At 59.5% G+C, this 15,100-nt stretch carries 13 protein-coding genes; 11 read left to right on the plus strand and 2 right to left on the minus strand.

All coding sequences use genetic code 11. The features are described 5' to 3' along the window. The first annotated feature begins 16 nt into the window (after window positions 1-16). The 3 genes from rpoC (at window position 17) to ACI3GR_RS12725 (ending at window position 6,276) form a co-directional block, all read left to right on the plus strand. Complete coding sequence (gene rpoC / locus ACI3GR_RS12715; RefSeq protein WP_407495019.1) at window positions 17-4,255, plus strand: DNA-directed RNA polymerase subunit beta'; 4,239 nt, start codon at window positions 17-19, stop codon at window positions 4,253-4,255. A 299-nt stretch (window positions 4,256-4,554) separates the two neighbouring features. Then, window positions 4,555-5,376, plus strand: a complete 822-nt coding sequence (locus tag ACI3GR_RS12720; RefSeq protein ID WP_407495021.1) for a glycosyltransferase — start codon at window positions 4,555-4,557, stop codon at window positions 5,374-5,376. A gap of 3 nt (window positions 5,377-5,379) precedes the next feature. Beyond that, a complete protein-coding gene (locus ACI3GR_RS12725) occupies window positions 5,380-6,276 on the plus strand; it encodes a DMT family transporter (RefSeq protein WP_407495023.1) in 897 nt (298 codons plus the stop codon). 3 nt (window positions 6,277-6,279) lie between these two features. Here the strand turns inward: ACI3GR_RS12725 and ACI3GR_RS12730 are convergent, their stop codons facing one another. Next, complete coding sequence (locus ACI3GR_RS12730; RefSeq protein WP_407495026.1) at window positions 6,280-7,083, minus strand: glycosyltransferase; 804 nt, start codon at window positions 7,081-7,083, stop codon at window positions 6,280-6,282. A 349-nt stretch (window positions 7,084-7,432) separates the two neighbouring features. Here ACI3GR_RS12730 and rpsL point away from each other — a divergent pair, with 349 nt between their 5' ends. From rpsL to ACI3GR_RS12770, 8 genes are all read left to right on the plus strand, one after another. Then, complete coding sequence (gene rpsL, locus ACI3GR_RS12735; protein WP_005862801.1) at window positions 7,433-7,804, plus strand: 30S ribosomal protein S12; 372 nt, start codon at window positions 7,433-7,435, stop codon at window positions 7,802-7,804. A 12-nt stretch (window positions 7,805-7,816) separates the two neighbouring features. Next, window positions 7,817-8,287 (plus strand): 30S ribosomal protein S7, encoded by a 471-nt coding sequence (gene rpsG / locus ACI3GR_RS12740; RefSeq protein WP_407495029.1) that lies wholly within the window; start codon window positions 7,817-7,819, stop codon window positions 8,285-8,287. 36 nt (window positions 8,288-8,323) lie between these two features. Continuing rightward, window positions 8,324-10,447 (plus strand): elongation factor G, encoded by a 2,124-nt coding sequence (gene fusA, locus ACI3GR_RS12745; RefSeq protein ID WP_407495031.1) that lies wholly within the window; start codon window positions 8,324-8,326, stop codon window positions 10,445-10,447. An 84-nt stretch (window positions 10,448-10,531) separates the two neighbouring features. Then, entirely contained in the window at window positions 10,532-11,707 is a 1,176-nt protein-coding gene (gene tuf / locus ACI3GR_RS12750) for an elongation factor Tu (RefSeq protein ID WP_407494997.1), read from the plus strand. Between the two features lie 152 nt (window positions 11,708-11,859). Then, window positions 11,860-12,168 carry a 30S ribosomal protein S10 gene (gene rpsJ, locus ACI3GR_RS12755; protein ID WP_407495032.1) on the plus strand — a complete coding sequence of 103 codons (309 nt, stop codon included), beginning with the start codon at window positions 11,860-11,862 and terminating at the stop codon, window positions 12,166-12,168. A 15-nt stretch (window positions 12,169-12,183) separates the two neighbouring features. Next, the gene (gene rplC, locus ACI3GR_RS12760) at window positions 12,184-13,065 is read left to right on the plus strand and encodes a 50S ribosomal protein L3 (protein WP_407495034.1); all 882 of its coding nucleotides are present in this window, start codon (window positions 12,184-12,186) and stop codon (window positions 13,063-13,065) included. After that, window positions 13,062-13,676: a 50S ribosomal protein L4 gene (rplD, locus tag ACI3GR_RS12765; protein ID WP_407495036.1), complete on the plus strand. Its 615-nt coding sequence runs from the start codon at window positions 13,062-13,064 to the stop codon at window positions 13,674-13,676. The genes rplC and rplD overlap by 4 nt, the downstream gene beginning before the upstream one ends. Continuing rightward, window positions 13,673-13,969 (plus strand): 50S ribosomal protein L23, encoded by a 297-nt coding sequence (locus ACI3GR_RS12770; RefSeq protein WP_407495038.1) that lies wholly within the window; start codon window positions 13,673-13,675, stop codon window positions 13,967-13,969. Before rplD ends, ACI3GR_RS12770 begins: the two co-directional genes overlap by 4 nt. Before the next feature lie 74 nt (window positions 13,970-14,043). On the opposite strand, the gene ACI3GR_RS12775 is transcribed toward ACI3GR_RS12770, so the two are convergent. Continuing rightward, complete coding sequence (locus tag ACI3GR_RS12775; protein ID WP_407495040.1) at window positions 14,044-14,757, minus strand: ankyrin repeat domain-containing protein; 714 nt, start codon at window positions 14,755-14,757, stop codon at window positions 14,044-14,046. Window positions 14,758-15,100 lie beyond the last annotated feature (343 nt).

Below are 15,100 nucleotides of genomic sequence, written 5' to 3' on the forward strand. Positions count from 1 at the left end.
CACTTAGGATAAAGACATGAACCAGGAACTGACGAACAACCCATTTAACCCGCTGGCCCCCCAGAAGGTTTTTGACGAAATCAAAGTGTCTCTGGCATCGCCCGAGCGGATCCTTTCGTGGTCCTATGGCGAGATTAAAAAGCCCGAGACCATCAACTACCGGACCTACAAGCCCGAACGCGACGGCCTGTTCTGTGCGCGTATCTTTGGCCCGATCAAAGACTACGAATGCCTGTGCGGCAAATATAAGCGTATGAAGTATCGCGGCGTTGTCTGCGAAAAATGCGGTGTGGAAGTCACGCTGCAAAAGGTCCGCCGTGAGCGGATGGGTCATATCGAACTGGCCGCGCCCGTTGCGCACATCTGGTTCCTGAAGTCCCTTCCCAGCCGGATCGGCCTGCTGCTGGACATGACCCTGCGCGATCTGGAGCGTGTGCTCTATTTCGAAAACTACGTCGTCATCGACCCGGGTCTGACCGACCTTACCGAAGGCCAGATGCTGACGGAAGAAGAGTTCATGGACGCGCAGGACGCCTATGGCATGGACGCCTTCCAGGCGAACATCGGTGCCGAAGCGATCCGCGAAATGCTGGCCAAGATCGATCTTGAGCTGGAAGCAGAAACGCTGCGCGCCGACCTCAAAGAGGCGACCGGTGAGCTGAAGCCCAAGAAGATCATTAAGCGTCTGAAAGTCGTTGAGAGCTTCCTGGAATCCGGCAACCGTCCGGAGTGGATGATCCTGACCGTGATCCCCGTGATCCCGCCAGAACTGCGCCCGCTGGTTCCGCTGGATGGCGGTCGCTTTGCGACGTCGGACCTGAACGACCTGTACCGCCGCGTGATCAACCGGAACAACCGTCTGAAGCGTCTGATCGAGTTGCGCGCGCCTGACATCATCGTCCGCAACGAAAAGCGGATGCTGCAGGAATCCGTGGACGCGCTGTTCGACAACGGCCGTCGTGGTCGCGTGATCACCGGGCAGAACAAGCGCCCGCTGAAATCGCTGTCGGACATGCTGAAAGGTAAGCACGGTCGTTTCCGTCAGAACCTTTTGGGTAAACGCGTCGACTTCTCGGGGCGTTCGGTCATCGTGACCGGCCCAGAACTCAAGCTGCACCAGTGTGGTCTGCCCAAGAAGATGGCGCTCGAGCTGTTCAAGCCGTTCATCTATTCGCGTCTGGAGGCCAAAGGTCTGTCGTCGACCGTGAAGCAGGCGAAGAAGCTGGTGGAAAAAGAGCGTCCCGAAGTTTGGGATATCCTTGACGAAGTCATTCGTGAGCACCCGGTTCTGCTGAACCGCGCGCCGACGCTGCACCGTCTGGGTATTCAGGCGTTCGAACCCACGCTGATCGAAGGGAAAGCCATTCAGCTGCACCCGCTGGTCTGTTCGGCGTTCAACGCTGACTTTGACGGTGACCAGATGGCCGTTCACGTGCCGCTGTCGCTCGAAGCGCAGCTGGAAGCCCGCGTTCTGATGATGTCGACGAACAACGTTCTGTCGCCTGCAAACGGCGCACCGATCATCGTTCCGTCGCAGGATATGATCTTGGGCCTGTACTACACGACCATCGAACGCGCTGGCATGAAGGGCGAAGGCATGACCTTCTCCTCGATCGAAGAAGTGCAATACGCGCTGGATTCCGGTGCGGTGCACCTGCACGCCAAGATTCAGGCGCGCATTCCGCAGATCGACGAAGAAGGCAACGAGGTCATGGTGCGGTTTGAAACCACGCCGGGCCGTGTCCGTCTGGGCGCGCTGCTGCCGATGAACACCAAGGCACCTTTCAGCCTGGTGAACCGTCTGCTGCGGAAACGCGAAGTGCAGCAGGTCATCGACACCGTCTACCGTTACTGCGGTCAGAAGGAATCCGTGATCTTCTGTGACCAGATCATGACCATGGGCTTCCGTGAAGCGTTCAAGGCCGGGATTTCCTTCGGCAAGGACGACATGGTTATTCCCGACAACAAGTGGAGCCTTGTTGAAGAAACCCGTGAACAAGTTGCGGATTTCGAACAGCAGTACATGGACGGCCTGATCACTCAGGGCGAAAAGTACAACAAGGTGGTCGATGCCTGGTCGAAGTGTAACGACAAGGTGACTGAGGCCATGATGTCCACCATCTCGGCTGTGGAAACCATCGACGGGCAGGAACAGGAACCGAACTCGGTTTACATGATGGCCCACTCCGGTGCGCGTGGCTCGGTTACGCAGATGAAGCAGCTGGGCGGGATGCGCGGCCTGATGGCGAAGCCGAATGGCGACATCATCGAAACGCCGATCATCTCGAACTTTAAAGAAGGTCTCACCGTGTTGGAGTACTTCAACTCCACCCACGGTGCCCGTAAGGGTCTGTCGGATACCGCTTTGAAAACGGCGAACTCAGGTTACCTGACCCGCCGTCTGGTGGACGTGGCGCAAGACTGCATCGTGCGCGAAGTGGATTGCGGCACCGACCGTGCCGTGACCGCCGAAGCGGCCGTCAACGACGGTGAAGTGGTTGCCACGATTGGCGAACGTATTCTGGGTCGTGTCACGGCCGAGGATGTCCTGCGCCCCGGTACCGAAGAGGTGCTGTGCGCCAAGGGCACGCTGATCGACGAACGCATGGCCGACATGATCGAAGACGCGAACGTGCTGTCGATGCGCATCCGCTCTCCGCTGACCTGTGAGGCCGAAGATGGCGTCTGCGCCATGTGCTACGGTCGTGACCTTGCACGCGGTACGATGGTGAACCAAGGCGAAGCCGTGGGGATCATCGCGGCACAGTCGATCGGTGAGCCGGGCACGCAGCTGACGATGCGGACCTTCCACATCGGCGGTGTTGCGCAGGGTGGTCAGCAGTCGTTCCTTGAGGCGTCCATGGACGGTAAGGTCGAGTTCGAGAACCCGAACCTGCTGGAAAATGCGTCCGGTGAAATGCTCGTCATGGGCCGTAACATGAAGTTGCGGATCATGGACGACACCGGGACCGAGCGTGCCAGCCACAAACTGGGCTACGGTACCAAGGTTTTCGTCAAAGAAGGCGAGACGATCACGCGCGGCACCAAGCTGTTCGAATGGGATCCCTATACCCTGCCGATCATCGCCGAAAAGGCTGGTCAGGTTCGCTATGTCGACCTGGTCACCGGTATCGCCGTGCGGGAAGACACCGACGAAGCGACGGGCATGACCCAGCGGATCGTGGCTGACTGGCGTGGCTCGCCCAAGGGCAATGAGCTGAAGCCGGAACTGCTGATCGTCGGCGACGATGGCGAACCGGTCCGCAACGAAGCGGGCAACCCGGTGACCTATCCGATGTCCGTGGATGCCATTCTGTCCGTCGAAGACGGGGCGGATATTCAGGCAGGTGACGTTGTCGCGCGTATCCCGCGTGAAGGCGCCAAGACCAAGGACATCACCGGTGGTCTGCCGCGTGTGGCCGAACTGTTCGAAGCCCGTCGTCCCAAGGACCACGCGATCATCGCCGAAATCGATGGTTACGTGCGCTTTGGCCGCGACTACAAGAACAAGCGCCGCATCGCGATCCAGCCGGCGGACGAGTCGATGGAACCCGTCGAATACATGGTGCCCAAGGGCAAGCACATCCCGGTGCAGGAAGGCGACTTCGTGCAGAAGGGTGACTACATCATGGACGGTAACCCGGCACCGCACGACATCCTTGCCATTATGGGTGTCGAGGCGCTGGCCGAGTACATGATCGACGAGGTGCAGGACGTCTATCGACTGCAGGGTGTGAAGATCAACGACAAGCACATCGAGGTGATCGTTCGCCAGATGCTGCAGAAGTGGGAGATCTCGGACTCGGGCGATACGACGCTGCTGAAGGGCGAAACGGTCGACAAGATCGAGTTCGACGAAGCCAACGCCAAGGCACATGCCCGTGGTGGTCGTCCGGCCGAAGGTCAGCCGATCCTGCTGGGTATCACCAAAGCGTCGCTGCAGACCCGGTCGTTCATTTCGGCTGCGTCCTTCCAGGAAACCACGCGTGTGCTGACCGAAGCTTCGGTTCAGGGCAAGCGCGACAAACTGGTCGGCCTGAAGGAAAACGTCATCGTGGGTCGTCTGATCCCGGCCGGGACGGGTGGTGCCACGCAGCGCGTGCGCCGCATCGCATCCGACCGCGACAACGTCGTGCTGGAAGCCCGCCGGGAAGAGGCCGAACAGGCCGCAGCCCTGGCCGCGCCCGAAGGCAGCGATGTGGTTGGTGGCGACGATTTCGACACGCTGGTGGAAACGCCGGACAGCCGCGATTGATCGCAGCCTTGCTGTAAGATTTGAAAAGGCCCCTGCTTCGGCGGGGGCCTTTTTGCTTGTGGGGTTTCCATGTTGAGGCCGGGCAGGGGGCGCTGCCCCCTCGGCGCTGTGCGCCTCACCCCCGGGAATATTTGTGGGACCAAAGAAGCAGGGGCGGCGTGCCCATATCCTCTTGCGGGGAATATCCCGGGAGGTCCGGAGGGCTGGCCCTCCGGTTTTGCGGTTTCCGATGACGGGCGCGTTGGTCTTTTCTTTGGCGTGGCAAAGTGCGACCACTAGGGCAAATCGCGGGAGGCAGCATGGCAGAGTACAACGGAGTCCAGATGGTCGGGGTCTGTCGCTTTTCCGTGCTGACGACCGATTTCACGACCCAGAAGCGTGGCACGCCGGAAGAGATTGCCGAGCGTATTTTCCAGCCCACGCCGATGGAGTTGAGGTTCAAGCTGTTCGAAGAGCTGACGCTGGCCACCATGCTACGCCAGACGGACATGGATTTCCGGCTTGTGATCCTGACCTCGGTCGAGATGCCGAAACCCTATCTGGATCGGTTGCGGGATCTGGTGGCGGGCTATCCCAATGTCGAGGTCTGGGCCGCGCCGCTGGATCGTCATTACAAGCTGCTGCGCGTGTCCTTTGATCGGGTCGAAGCGCCAGAGGCCGGGCATCGGCTGTCCTTTCGGATCGATGATGATGACGCGGTGGATCTGGAAATGGTGGCCCGGGCCAAGATGATGGCGCGGCGGATCATCGACTGGCAAGAGGATCACACGCCCAGCATTCTATGCTGGAACAAGGGGTTCTATTTCGACGTGAACGCGGATGGCCCCAACCAGCTGACCGACACATATCTGCGCGCGCCTCTGGCTATTGGCAACGTGCTGATCCATAGGGCAGGGGATGGGCATAATCCCTACCGCTACAACCACAAGAACTTCGCGGCGCATTATAATTGCTATTCCGATATCTCGCAGCCCGGCTTTATCCGGTCGATCCATATGAACAACACATCGACGCCTCAGCTGGAGCCGCGGCGGGGAGAGTTGGAGGACGACAAGATCAATCGGCAAATCCGGCGGCACTTCGGGCTGGATGCGGATGCGTTGCGTGCTTTGAAAGTCTGACGCATGGCTGCTGACAACCTGCGCGCCGCGCTGATCATGGTGCTGTCGATGGCACTGTTCACAATTAACGATGTGCTGATGAAACTGCTCGCCGGAGAGGTGCCGCTGCATCAGATCTTGTTGTTGCGCAACGGGGCAGCGACGTTGGTTTTCCTTGCTTTGGCCTGGCGCAGTGGCGCGTTCGTGCGGGGCCTATCAGGTCGCGATGCAAGGTTGGCTTTACTGCGGGGGCTGGCCGAGGTTGCGACGGCCTATTTCTTCCTGACCGCGCTGTTCAACATGCCACTGGCCAATGTGACCGCCGTTTTGCAGTCGGCGCCCCTGATGGTGATGGTCGCAGCGGCGTTGTTCCTTGGAGAACCGATTGGGTGGCGGCGAATTCTGGCCGTCGTCATAGGGTTTTCCGGTGTTCTTCTGATCCTGCGCCCCGGTCCGGACGGTTTTAACGTCTTTGCGATTTACGTTCTGATTTCAGTTATGTGCCTGACGGTGCGGGATATCGTGACGCGGAACATCTCGAAGGAAGCGCCGACACTGCTGGTAACCGCCATCACCTCGGGGATGGTGGCGATCTTTTTCGGAGCTAAGGGTATCGGAGGCGAGTGGATTGCTTTGGACGCGCGATCAGGCGGGCTGGTTGCCGGATCGGCCCTGATGGTACTGGGAGCCTATCTGGCGTCGGTTCAGGCGATGCGGCTAGGCGAGGTCAGTTTCGTTTCACCCTTCCGGTATACTGCAATGATCTGGGCGCTGGTGCTGGGTTATGTGGTCTTTGGCGACTGGCCGACCAATCTGACGCTGATCGGGGCGGGAATTGTCGTGGGGTCGGGGATGTATTCTTTCTTCCGCGAGATGCGGGTGACCCGGCGGGTGCCAGTGCCGCCCGTACGAAACGAATAAGGTTTAGGTCGTGTAGAGGCGGGCGACCTCCGCCTCGTCGATGGCGAACCTGTCGCGAAAGGTTTGTTTCGTCGCGGGTGTCAGGGGATGGAGGTCCTCGGGTTGAATACCGTCCCCCTGTCGGCTGTCGTTCCAGCGGTTGTGGCCGCGCACGTACATGCGGTCGCCATGGACTGCAAAGCACTGCATGAACTTACCCAGTTTGACATGGCTGTAGTTCATGACCGTGGACCTTACGCCGGGTTCAAAAGCGATGGCGAGGGCGGCAGTCATGAAAGGGTTGCTGGTTTCCATGGCGTGGATACCGTCGGCGCCGGGTGAGGCGATATAACCGTTGCGGAAATCGATCGCGATGTGGCGATTGCCCTGCAGATCGTCGGCTCGCGCGAAACCTTCGGCTTTCAGCCGCGCGACGAAATCCACCGCAACGGCGTCGTCGTCATCCAGCCGGAATTGCAGGGTGGCTTGGTCGTGATCGCGGACAGAGTTGATGGCCTCTTTCATGATCTCACGATGTGGGCCGGGGGCGTATTCACGGATCACCACCTGGGGGATGTCTTCGACCAGATCCCACAGGCGATTGCCGTAATCCACGGCCAGGTCGTAGCCCACCACGATGACGAAGGTGAAATCGGGGTCTGTCTGGGCGCGCAGGGCGGGCAGGGTGAAGGCCTGAAACGTGCGAAAGCGGTCTTCCATCCGGTCAGGCGCGTAAAGATAGGCGGCGCGATCGGCTGCCGTTTCATGCAGGACCTGAAAGCCGCCGATCGCGGGATAGGAAAAGCGGCAGATGCCGATAACCTGCATGTCAGCCTCTTTGTCGCAGATACGCTTGCCGCACCTTGTGCCCGGTGCGTGATCGCAGTATTGCACCGCTCTGCCCATGCGACAAGCAGGGCGGGGGGCGTGTTGACACGGGGGGCGACTCTGCGTATACGCGCGCCAATCGGCCCGGGGTATCCCCGCCGGCTATCAGAATCGAAGTGGTCAAGATCCGGGTTGCAACGCCCCGATCCTCTGGAACACCCGCCGCGTCGTTCCCCGCGAACGAGGGGACGCATGCGGTTTTTTATGCGTTGCGTGGACGCGCGCAGCGTGAAGAGAGAAACAGCACCGCAAGGTGCGCACATATGTGAGAGATGGGGAACGACGCCCAATGCCAACGATCCAACAGCTGATCCGGAAGCCCCGGCAGCCGAAAGTTAAACGCTCTAAATCCCAGCACCTGGAGCAGTGCCCGCAGAAACGCGGCGTTTGCACCCGTGTTTACACCACCACGCCTAAGAAGCCGAACTCGGCTATGCGTAAGGTGGCCAAGGTGCGTCTGACCAATGGCTACGAAGTGATCAGCTATATTCCGGGTGAAAGCCACAACCTGCAGGAACACTCGGTTGTTCTGATCCGTGGCGGCCGTGTGAAAGACCTTCCCGGCGTCCGTTACCACATTCTCCGCGGCGTACTGGATACCCAGGGCGTCAAAGACCGTAAGCAGCGTCGCTCCAAGTACGGCGCGAAGCGTCCGAAGTAAGAGGATTTACAGATGTCCCGCCGTCACGCCGCTGAAAAACGCGAAGTTCTGCCCGATGCCAAGTATGGTGATCGGGTTCTGACGAAATTCATGAACAACCTGATGGTCGATGGTAAGAAATCCGTCGCCGAAAAGATTGTTTACAACGCCCTCGACCGCATCGAAGCCAAGGTCAAGCGCGCACCGGTTGAGCTGTTCCACGAAGCGCTCGACAACATCAAACCGTCGCTCGAAGTTCGTTCGCGCCGTGTTGGTGGTGCAACCTACCAGGTTCCGGTCGAAGTTCGCCCCGAACGTCGTGAAGCCCTGGCGATCCGCTGGCTGATCAACGCTTCGCGCGCACGCAACGAAAACACGATGGAAGAACGCCTGGCGGGCGAGCTTCTGGATGCCGTCAATTCGCGCGGTTCTGCTGTCAAGAAGCGTGAAGACACGCACAAGATGGCGGATGCGAACAAGGCATTCAGCCACTACCGCTGGTAATCCTTCTTTTAATTATCCGATCAGAGGCTGCACATCATGGCACGCGACTATCCCCTCCAGCGGTACCGGAACTTTGGTATCATGGCGCATATCGACGCCGGCAAGACGACTTGTTCCGAGCGTATTCTGTTCTACACCGGCAAGTCCCACAACATCGGTGAAGTGCACGATGGTGCCGCCACCATGGACTGGATGGAGCAGGAGCAGGAGCGTGGCATCACGATCACGTCCGCTGCGACGACCACTTTCTGGCAGCGACAGGAAGAGCCGACCGCTGACGGTACCTCGGACACGAAGTACCGCATGAACATCATCGACACCCCCGGCCACGTTGACTTCACCATCGAAGTCGAGCGTTCGCTGGCGGTTCTCGACGGTGCAGTCTGTGTTCTGGACGCCAACGCTGGTGTTGAGCCGCAGACCGAAACCGTGTGGCGTCAGGCTGACCGCTACAAGGTTCCGCGTATCGTCTTCGTCAACAAGATGGACAAGATCGGTGCCGACTTCTTCAACTGTGTGAAGATGATCGAAGATCGTACCGGCGCTCGCGCCGTGCCCGTCGCTCTGCCCATCGGTGCAGAGAACGAGCTGGAAGGTCTGATCGACCTCGTCACCATGGAAGAGTGGGTCTGGAAGGGCGAAGATCTGGGCGCATCCTGGGTTAAAGAGCCGATCCGTGACAGCCTGAAGGATCAGGCCGACGAATGGCGCGGTAAGATGATCGAAGCGGCCGTCGAAGAAGACGACGACGCGATGATGGAATACCTGGAAGGCAATGAGCCCGACGTCGACACCCTGCGCAAACTGCTGCGCAAGGGCACGCTGGCTCTGCACTTCGTTCCGGTTCTGGGCGGTTCCGCGTTCAAGAACAAAGGTGTCCAGCCGCTGCTGAACGCCGTGATCGATTACCTGCCGTCCCCGCTGGACGTTGTCGACTACATGGGCTTCAAACCCGGCGACGACAACGAAGAGCGGAACATCCCGCGCCGCGCAGACGACGATATGCCGTTTGCTGGCCTGGCGTTCAAAATCATGAACGACCCCTTCGTCGGTTCGCTGACCTTCACCCGGATTTATTCGGGTAAGATGAACAAGGGTGACTCGATCCTGAACTCGACGAAGAACAAGAAAGAGCGCATCGGTCGTATGATGATGATGCACTCCAACAACCGTGAAGAGATCGAAGAAGCCTTTGCAGGCGACATCATCGCGCTGGCCGGTCTGAAAGACACCACTACGGGTGACACTCTGTGTGACGCGAAAGATCCGGTGGTTCTGGAAACGATGACCTTCCCCGATCCGGTGATCGAGATCGCGGTTGAGCCGAAGACCAAAGGCGACCAAGAGAAGATGTCTCAGGGTCTGGCCCGTCTGGCCGCTGAAGACCCGTCCTTCCGCGTGGAAACTGATCTGGAATCCGGTCAGACCATCATGAAGGGCATGGGCGAACTTCACCTGGACATCCTGGTTGACCGTCTGAAGCGTGAATTCAAGGTCGAAGCGAACATCGGTGCGCCTCAGGTTGCTTACCGTGAGACGATCTCGAAAGAGGTTGAGCACACCTACACCCACAAGAAACAGTCGGGTGGTTCGGGTCAGTTTGCCGAGGTTAAGCTGATCATCACGCCAACCGAGCCTGGCGAAGGTTACTCCTTTGAATCGCGCATCGTCGGTGGTGCCGTTCCCAAGGAATACATCCCCGGTGTCGAAAAAGGGATCAAATCGGTCATGGACTCCGGTCCGCTGGCTGGCTTCCCCGTGATCGACTTCAAGGTTGCCCTGATCGACGGTAAATTCCACGACGTTGACTCCAGCGTTCTGGCCTTCGAAATCGCAGCTCGTATGGGGATGCGTGAAGGCATGAAGAAAGCTGGCGCCAAGCTGCTGGAGCCGATCATGAAGGTCGAAGTGATCACCCCCGAAGAATACACGGGCGGTATCATCGGCGACCTGACGTCGCGTCGCGGTCAGGTGTCGGGCCAAGAGCCTCGCGGTAACGCAATCGCCATCGATTGTTTCGTGCCGCTGGCGAACATGTTCGGCTACATCAACACCCTGCGTTCCATGTCCTCGGGCCGTGCGCAGTTTACGATGCAGTTCGATCACTATGATCCGGTTCCGCAGAACATCTCGGACGAGATCCAAGCGAAATACGCATAAGCCGGGTGGCGGGGTGAACCCCGCCCTACCCAAAACCGTAGGTCGGGTTTCATCCCGACATCCGTAACGAAAAGGGAGCCTACTATGGGCAAGGAAAAGTTTGAGCGCGGCAAACCGCACTGCAACATCGGCACGATCGGTCACGTTGACCACGGCAAGACGACGCTGACGGCGGCGATCACGAAGTACTTTGGTGACTTCAAAGCCTACGACCAGATCGACGGCGCACCGGAAGAAAAAGCCCGCGGCATCACGATCTCCACCGCACACGTGGAATACGAAACCGACGCGCGTCACTACGCCCACGTCGACTGCCCCGGCCACGCCGACTACGTTAAGAACATGATCACCGGTGCTGCCCAGATGGACGGCGCGATCCTGGTTGTGAACGCAGCTGACGGCCCGATGCCCCAGACGCGTGAGCACATCCTGCTGGGCCGCCAGGTGGGTATCCCCGCCATGGTCGTGTTCATGAACAAAGTTGACCAGGTCGACGACGAAGAGCTGCTCGAGCTCGTCGAGATGGAAATCCGTGAATTGCTGTCCGAATACGACTTCCCGGGCGACGATATCCCGATCATCGCGGGGTCCGCTCTGGCAGCCATGGAAGGCCGCGATCCGGAAATCGGCGAAAACAAGATCAAGGAACTGATGGCCGCAGTGGATGAGTACATCCCGCAGCCCGAGCGCGCTGTTGACCAGCCGTTCCTGATGCCGATCGAAGACGTCTTCTCGATCTCTGGCCGTGGTACCGTTGTGACTGGCCGTGTTGAGCGTGGTGTTGTGAACGTTGGTGACGAACTGGAAATCGTCGGCATCAAAGACACGCAGAAAACCACCTGCACGGGCGTTGAAATGTTCCGCAAGCTGCTGGACCGCGGTGAAGCCGGCGACAACATCGGCGCGCTGCTGCGTGGTATCGACCGTGAAGCGGTTGAGCGTGGTCAGGTTCTGTGTAAGCCGGGTTCCGTGAACCCGCACACGAAGTTCGAAGCCGAGGTCTACATTCTGACCAAGGAAGAAGGTGGCCGTCACACGCCGTTCTTCGCGAACTACCGTCCGCAGTTCTACTTCCGTACGACCGACGTGACCGGCACCGTGACCCTGCCTGAGGGTACGGAAATGGTTATGCCCGGCGACAACCTGAAGTTCGTCGTTGAGCTGATCGCCCCGATCGCCATGGAAGACGGCCTGCGCTTCGCCATTCGCGAAGGTGGCCGGACCGTTGGTTCGGGCGTCGTGTCCAAAGTCGTCGAATAATCGACGTCGGTGCGTGGCAACACGCATCTAACGGATTGCCAAATACCGGAGCCCCGACTATTCGGGGCTCCAATCAATAAAGGGTTCGACGAAGGGGCAGGGTGGTCCTGTTTCTTCCTCTCAACTCAAACGCCGAAGAAGGCTGAATTGACATGTCTAGTCAAACCATTCGCATCCGGCTGAAGGCATTCGATTACCGCGTGTTGGACACCTCCACGCAGGAAATCGTAAACACGGCAAAGCGCACCGGCGCGACCGTCCGTGGCCCGATCCCGCTGCCCAACAAGATTGAGAAGTTCACGGTTCTCCGTGGCCCTCACGTTGACAAGAAATCCCGCGATCAGTTCGAGATCCGGACGCACAAGCGTCTGCTCGACATCGTAGATCCGACCCCCCAGACGGTGGACGCGCTGATGAAGCTCGACCTGGCCGCTGGTGTGGATGTCGAGATCAAGGTGTAAGGGAGGGACCACCAGATGCTCCGTTCCGGTATCATCGCTAAAAAAGTTGGCATGACCCGTCTGTTTATGGAAGACGGCAAGCAGATTCCCGTGACCGTTCTGCAGCTGGACAAGCTGCAGGTAGTGGCGCAGCGGACCGCTGATGCGCATGGCTACACTGCTGTCCAGCTGGGCGCAGGCACGGCCAAAGCCAAGCGGACCTCGAAGGCAATGCGCGGCCACTTCGCCGCTGCCAACGTGGAACCCAAGCGCAAGATCGCAGAATTCCGCGTCGACCCCGACAACCTGATCAAAGTTGGCGAAGAAATCACCGCTGACCATTACTTCGAAGGCCAGTTCGTAGACGTCTGCGGCACTTCGATCGGTAAAGGTTTCGCCGGTGCCATGAAGCGCCACAACTTCGGCGGTCTGCGTGCAACGCACGGCGTGTCGATTTCGCACCGTTCGCACGGTTCGACTGGTCAGTGTCAGGACCCCGGCAAGGTGTTCAAGGGCAAGAAGATGGCAGGCCACATGGGTGCCGTCCGCGTGACCACGCAGAACCTGCAGGTCGTCAAGACCGACAGCGAACGTGGCCTGATCATGATCAAGGGCGCTGTGCCCGGGTCCAAAGGTGGCTGGGTCACCGTGAAGGACGCGGTCAAGAAGCCGTTCCCCGAGAACGCGATCCTGCCCGCCGCTCTGAAATCCGCCGCTGAAGAAGCTGCAAAAGCCGCCGAGGAAGCTGCAGCCGCAGCCGCCGCAGAGGCCGAAGCAGAAGCACAGCGTCTGGCAGAAGAGCAGGCCGCACAGGAAGCAGCCGCTCTGCAGGAAGCTGAACAGTCCATCGAAGCCGATAAGGCCGAAGAGGGCGGTGAAGCTGCTGCTGAACCCGAGAAGAAGGAAGGCGACGAATGAAACTCGACGTGATCAAACTGGACGGCTCCAACGCCGGTTCCGTCGATCTCGGCGACGAGATCTTCGGCCTGGAACCGCGTGCCGACATTCTGCACCGTGTGGTCCGCTGGCAGCGTAACAAAGCGCAAGCCGGCACCCATAAAGTGCTGACCCGGTCCGAGGTGAGCTACTCGACCAAGAAGATCTATCGCCAGAAAGGCACCGGCGGCGCACGCCACGGGTCCCGCAAGGCGCCTATCTTCCGCAAGGGTGGTATCTACAAAGGCCCGACGCCGCGTTCGCACGCTCACGACCTGCCGAAGAAATTCCGCAAGCTGGGTCTGAAGCACGCGCTGTCTGCCAAGGTCAAAGAAGGCTCGCTGGTGATCATCGATGCCGCGGAAGCTGGGGCAAAAACCTCGGCTCTGGCCAAGCAGGTGAAAAACCTGGGCTGGAAGCGCGCGCTGATCATCGACGGTTCCGTCAACGAGGATTTCGCAAAGGCCGCGTCGAACATCGCTGGTCTGGATGTGCTGCCCTCGATCGGTGCCAATGTTTATGACATCCTGAAGCGCGACACTCTGGTGTTGACGAAGGCAGGTGTCGAAGCCCTACAGGAGCGTCTGAAATGAGTGCGAAGGCAGAACATTACGACGTAATCCGCAAGCCGGTCATCACCGAAAAAGCAACCATGGCTTCCGAAGCCAACGCAGTTGTTTTCGAAGTGGCCCCGGATGCGAACAAGCCGCAGATCAAAGAGGCCATTGAGGCGCTGTTTGGTGTGAAGGTGAAGGCCGTGAACACGACCATCACCAAAGGCAAGGTCAAGCGCTTCCGCGGTAAGCTGGGCACCCGTAAGGATGTCAAAAAAGCTTACGTGACGCTGGAAGAAGGCAACACGATCGACGTCTCCACCGGTCTTTAATCCGGTCTGGTGGGTTGCAAACCCACCCTACGAAATTGGGAACCCCTCGCTGAAAAGCGGGGGGTTTTCTTCTTTCAAGAGACTTGGCCGGGCGTTGCCACCGGGGCGGTGCGGGTGACGGGGCGAAGGATCGCCTCAGCGCGGGCACTGCTTTCGTTGATGGCGTGATCAAGGGCGGTCCATCCGTCGGCCCATTTCAATCGGCATAGACGGTCCGGGTCTGCGCCAGCGTCCAGCAGGGCTTGGACCATACCGGGCAGGTTTGCCCGAGCGGCGAGCATCAGTGGTGTCTGGTGCGCATCGCCCGAGCCGTCCGGGTTTGCGCCTGCGCGCAACAATCGTGCCGTGACTGCGGTTGCGCGGGCGTCGTCTTGGCAGTGGGTCGCAAAGCTGAGGGGCGAGGCGTGGTCGGTGCTACGGAACAGGTTCGGGTCGGCCCCAAGTTCTAGGATCAGCGCGACTTCGTCCGGGTATCCCTTGGCGGCGGCGGCCAACAGGGGTGTCACAGCGCCGGGTGGTTCCGAGAAGCGGTCGATTTCAGCCCCGTAGGAGATCAACAGGCGCGCGGCGTCTGCGTGACCTTCGGCCACGGCGACATGTAGAGGCGGAACGTTGGCGGCGGCGGAGATGATGCTGCCGTGTGGCGCGTTCACGGCAGAGGGGTCATCCTCCAGAAGCCGTCGGAGGCGGGTGACGTCTCCGGCGAAGGCCGCGCGGTGCAGACTGTCGCGGGTGGTGTCCGCGTCGTTTTGTTTGCGTAGGAATTTGTCGAGGAGACGTTTCATCATGCGACGATACTGTACCGGCTCTTTCGTGTAGAAACAGGGTTATGTGAGCGTCGTTCAGAGGTTGGCGGCTTGGTGGGGGCGGCAGCTGTTCTGATTAGCTTTGGGCTGAGCAAGTATTGAGGTGCAGGCCAAAGGTCGGACGCTAATAAAACGGGCGCCAGAGCGGTCGCGGTATGACCGGCCCTCGAAAGGTTGTCAAAAGCTTCCCTTTCGCTGGAATACGGCAACACGACGGGCGTCTCCAACGGTCTGGTGGGTTGCAAACCCACCCTACGAGATTGGGATGGCCGTGCGGAAAGGCTAGGGTTTTCTTTCGGGATGAGATGCGCTGGTTTGGCCGTTC

Source organism: Pseudooceanicola aestuariicola, from assembly GCF_045763785.1.
Classification (GTDB): Bacteria; Pseudomonadota; Alphaproteobacteria; order Rhodobacterales; family Rhodobacteraceae; genus Pseudooceanicola.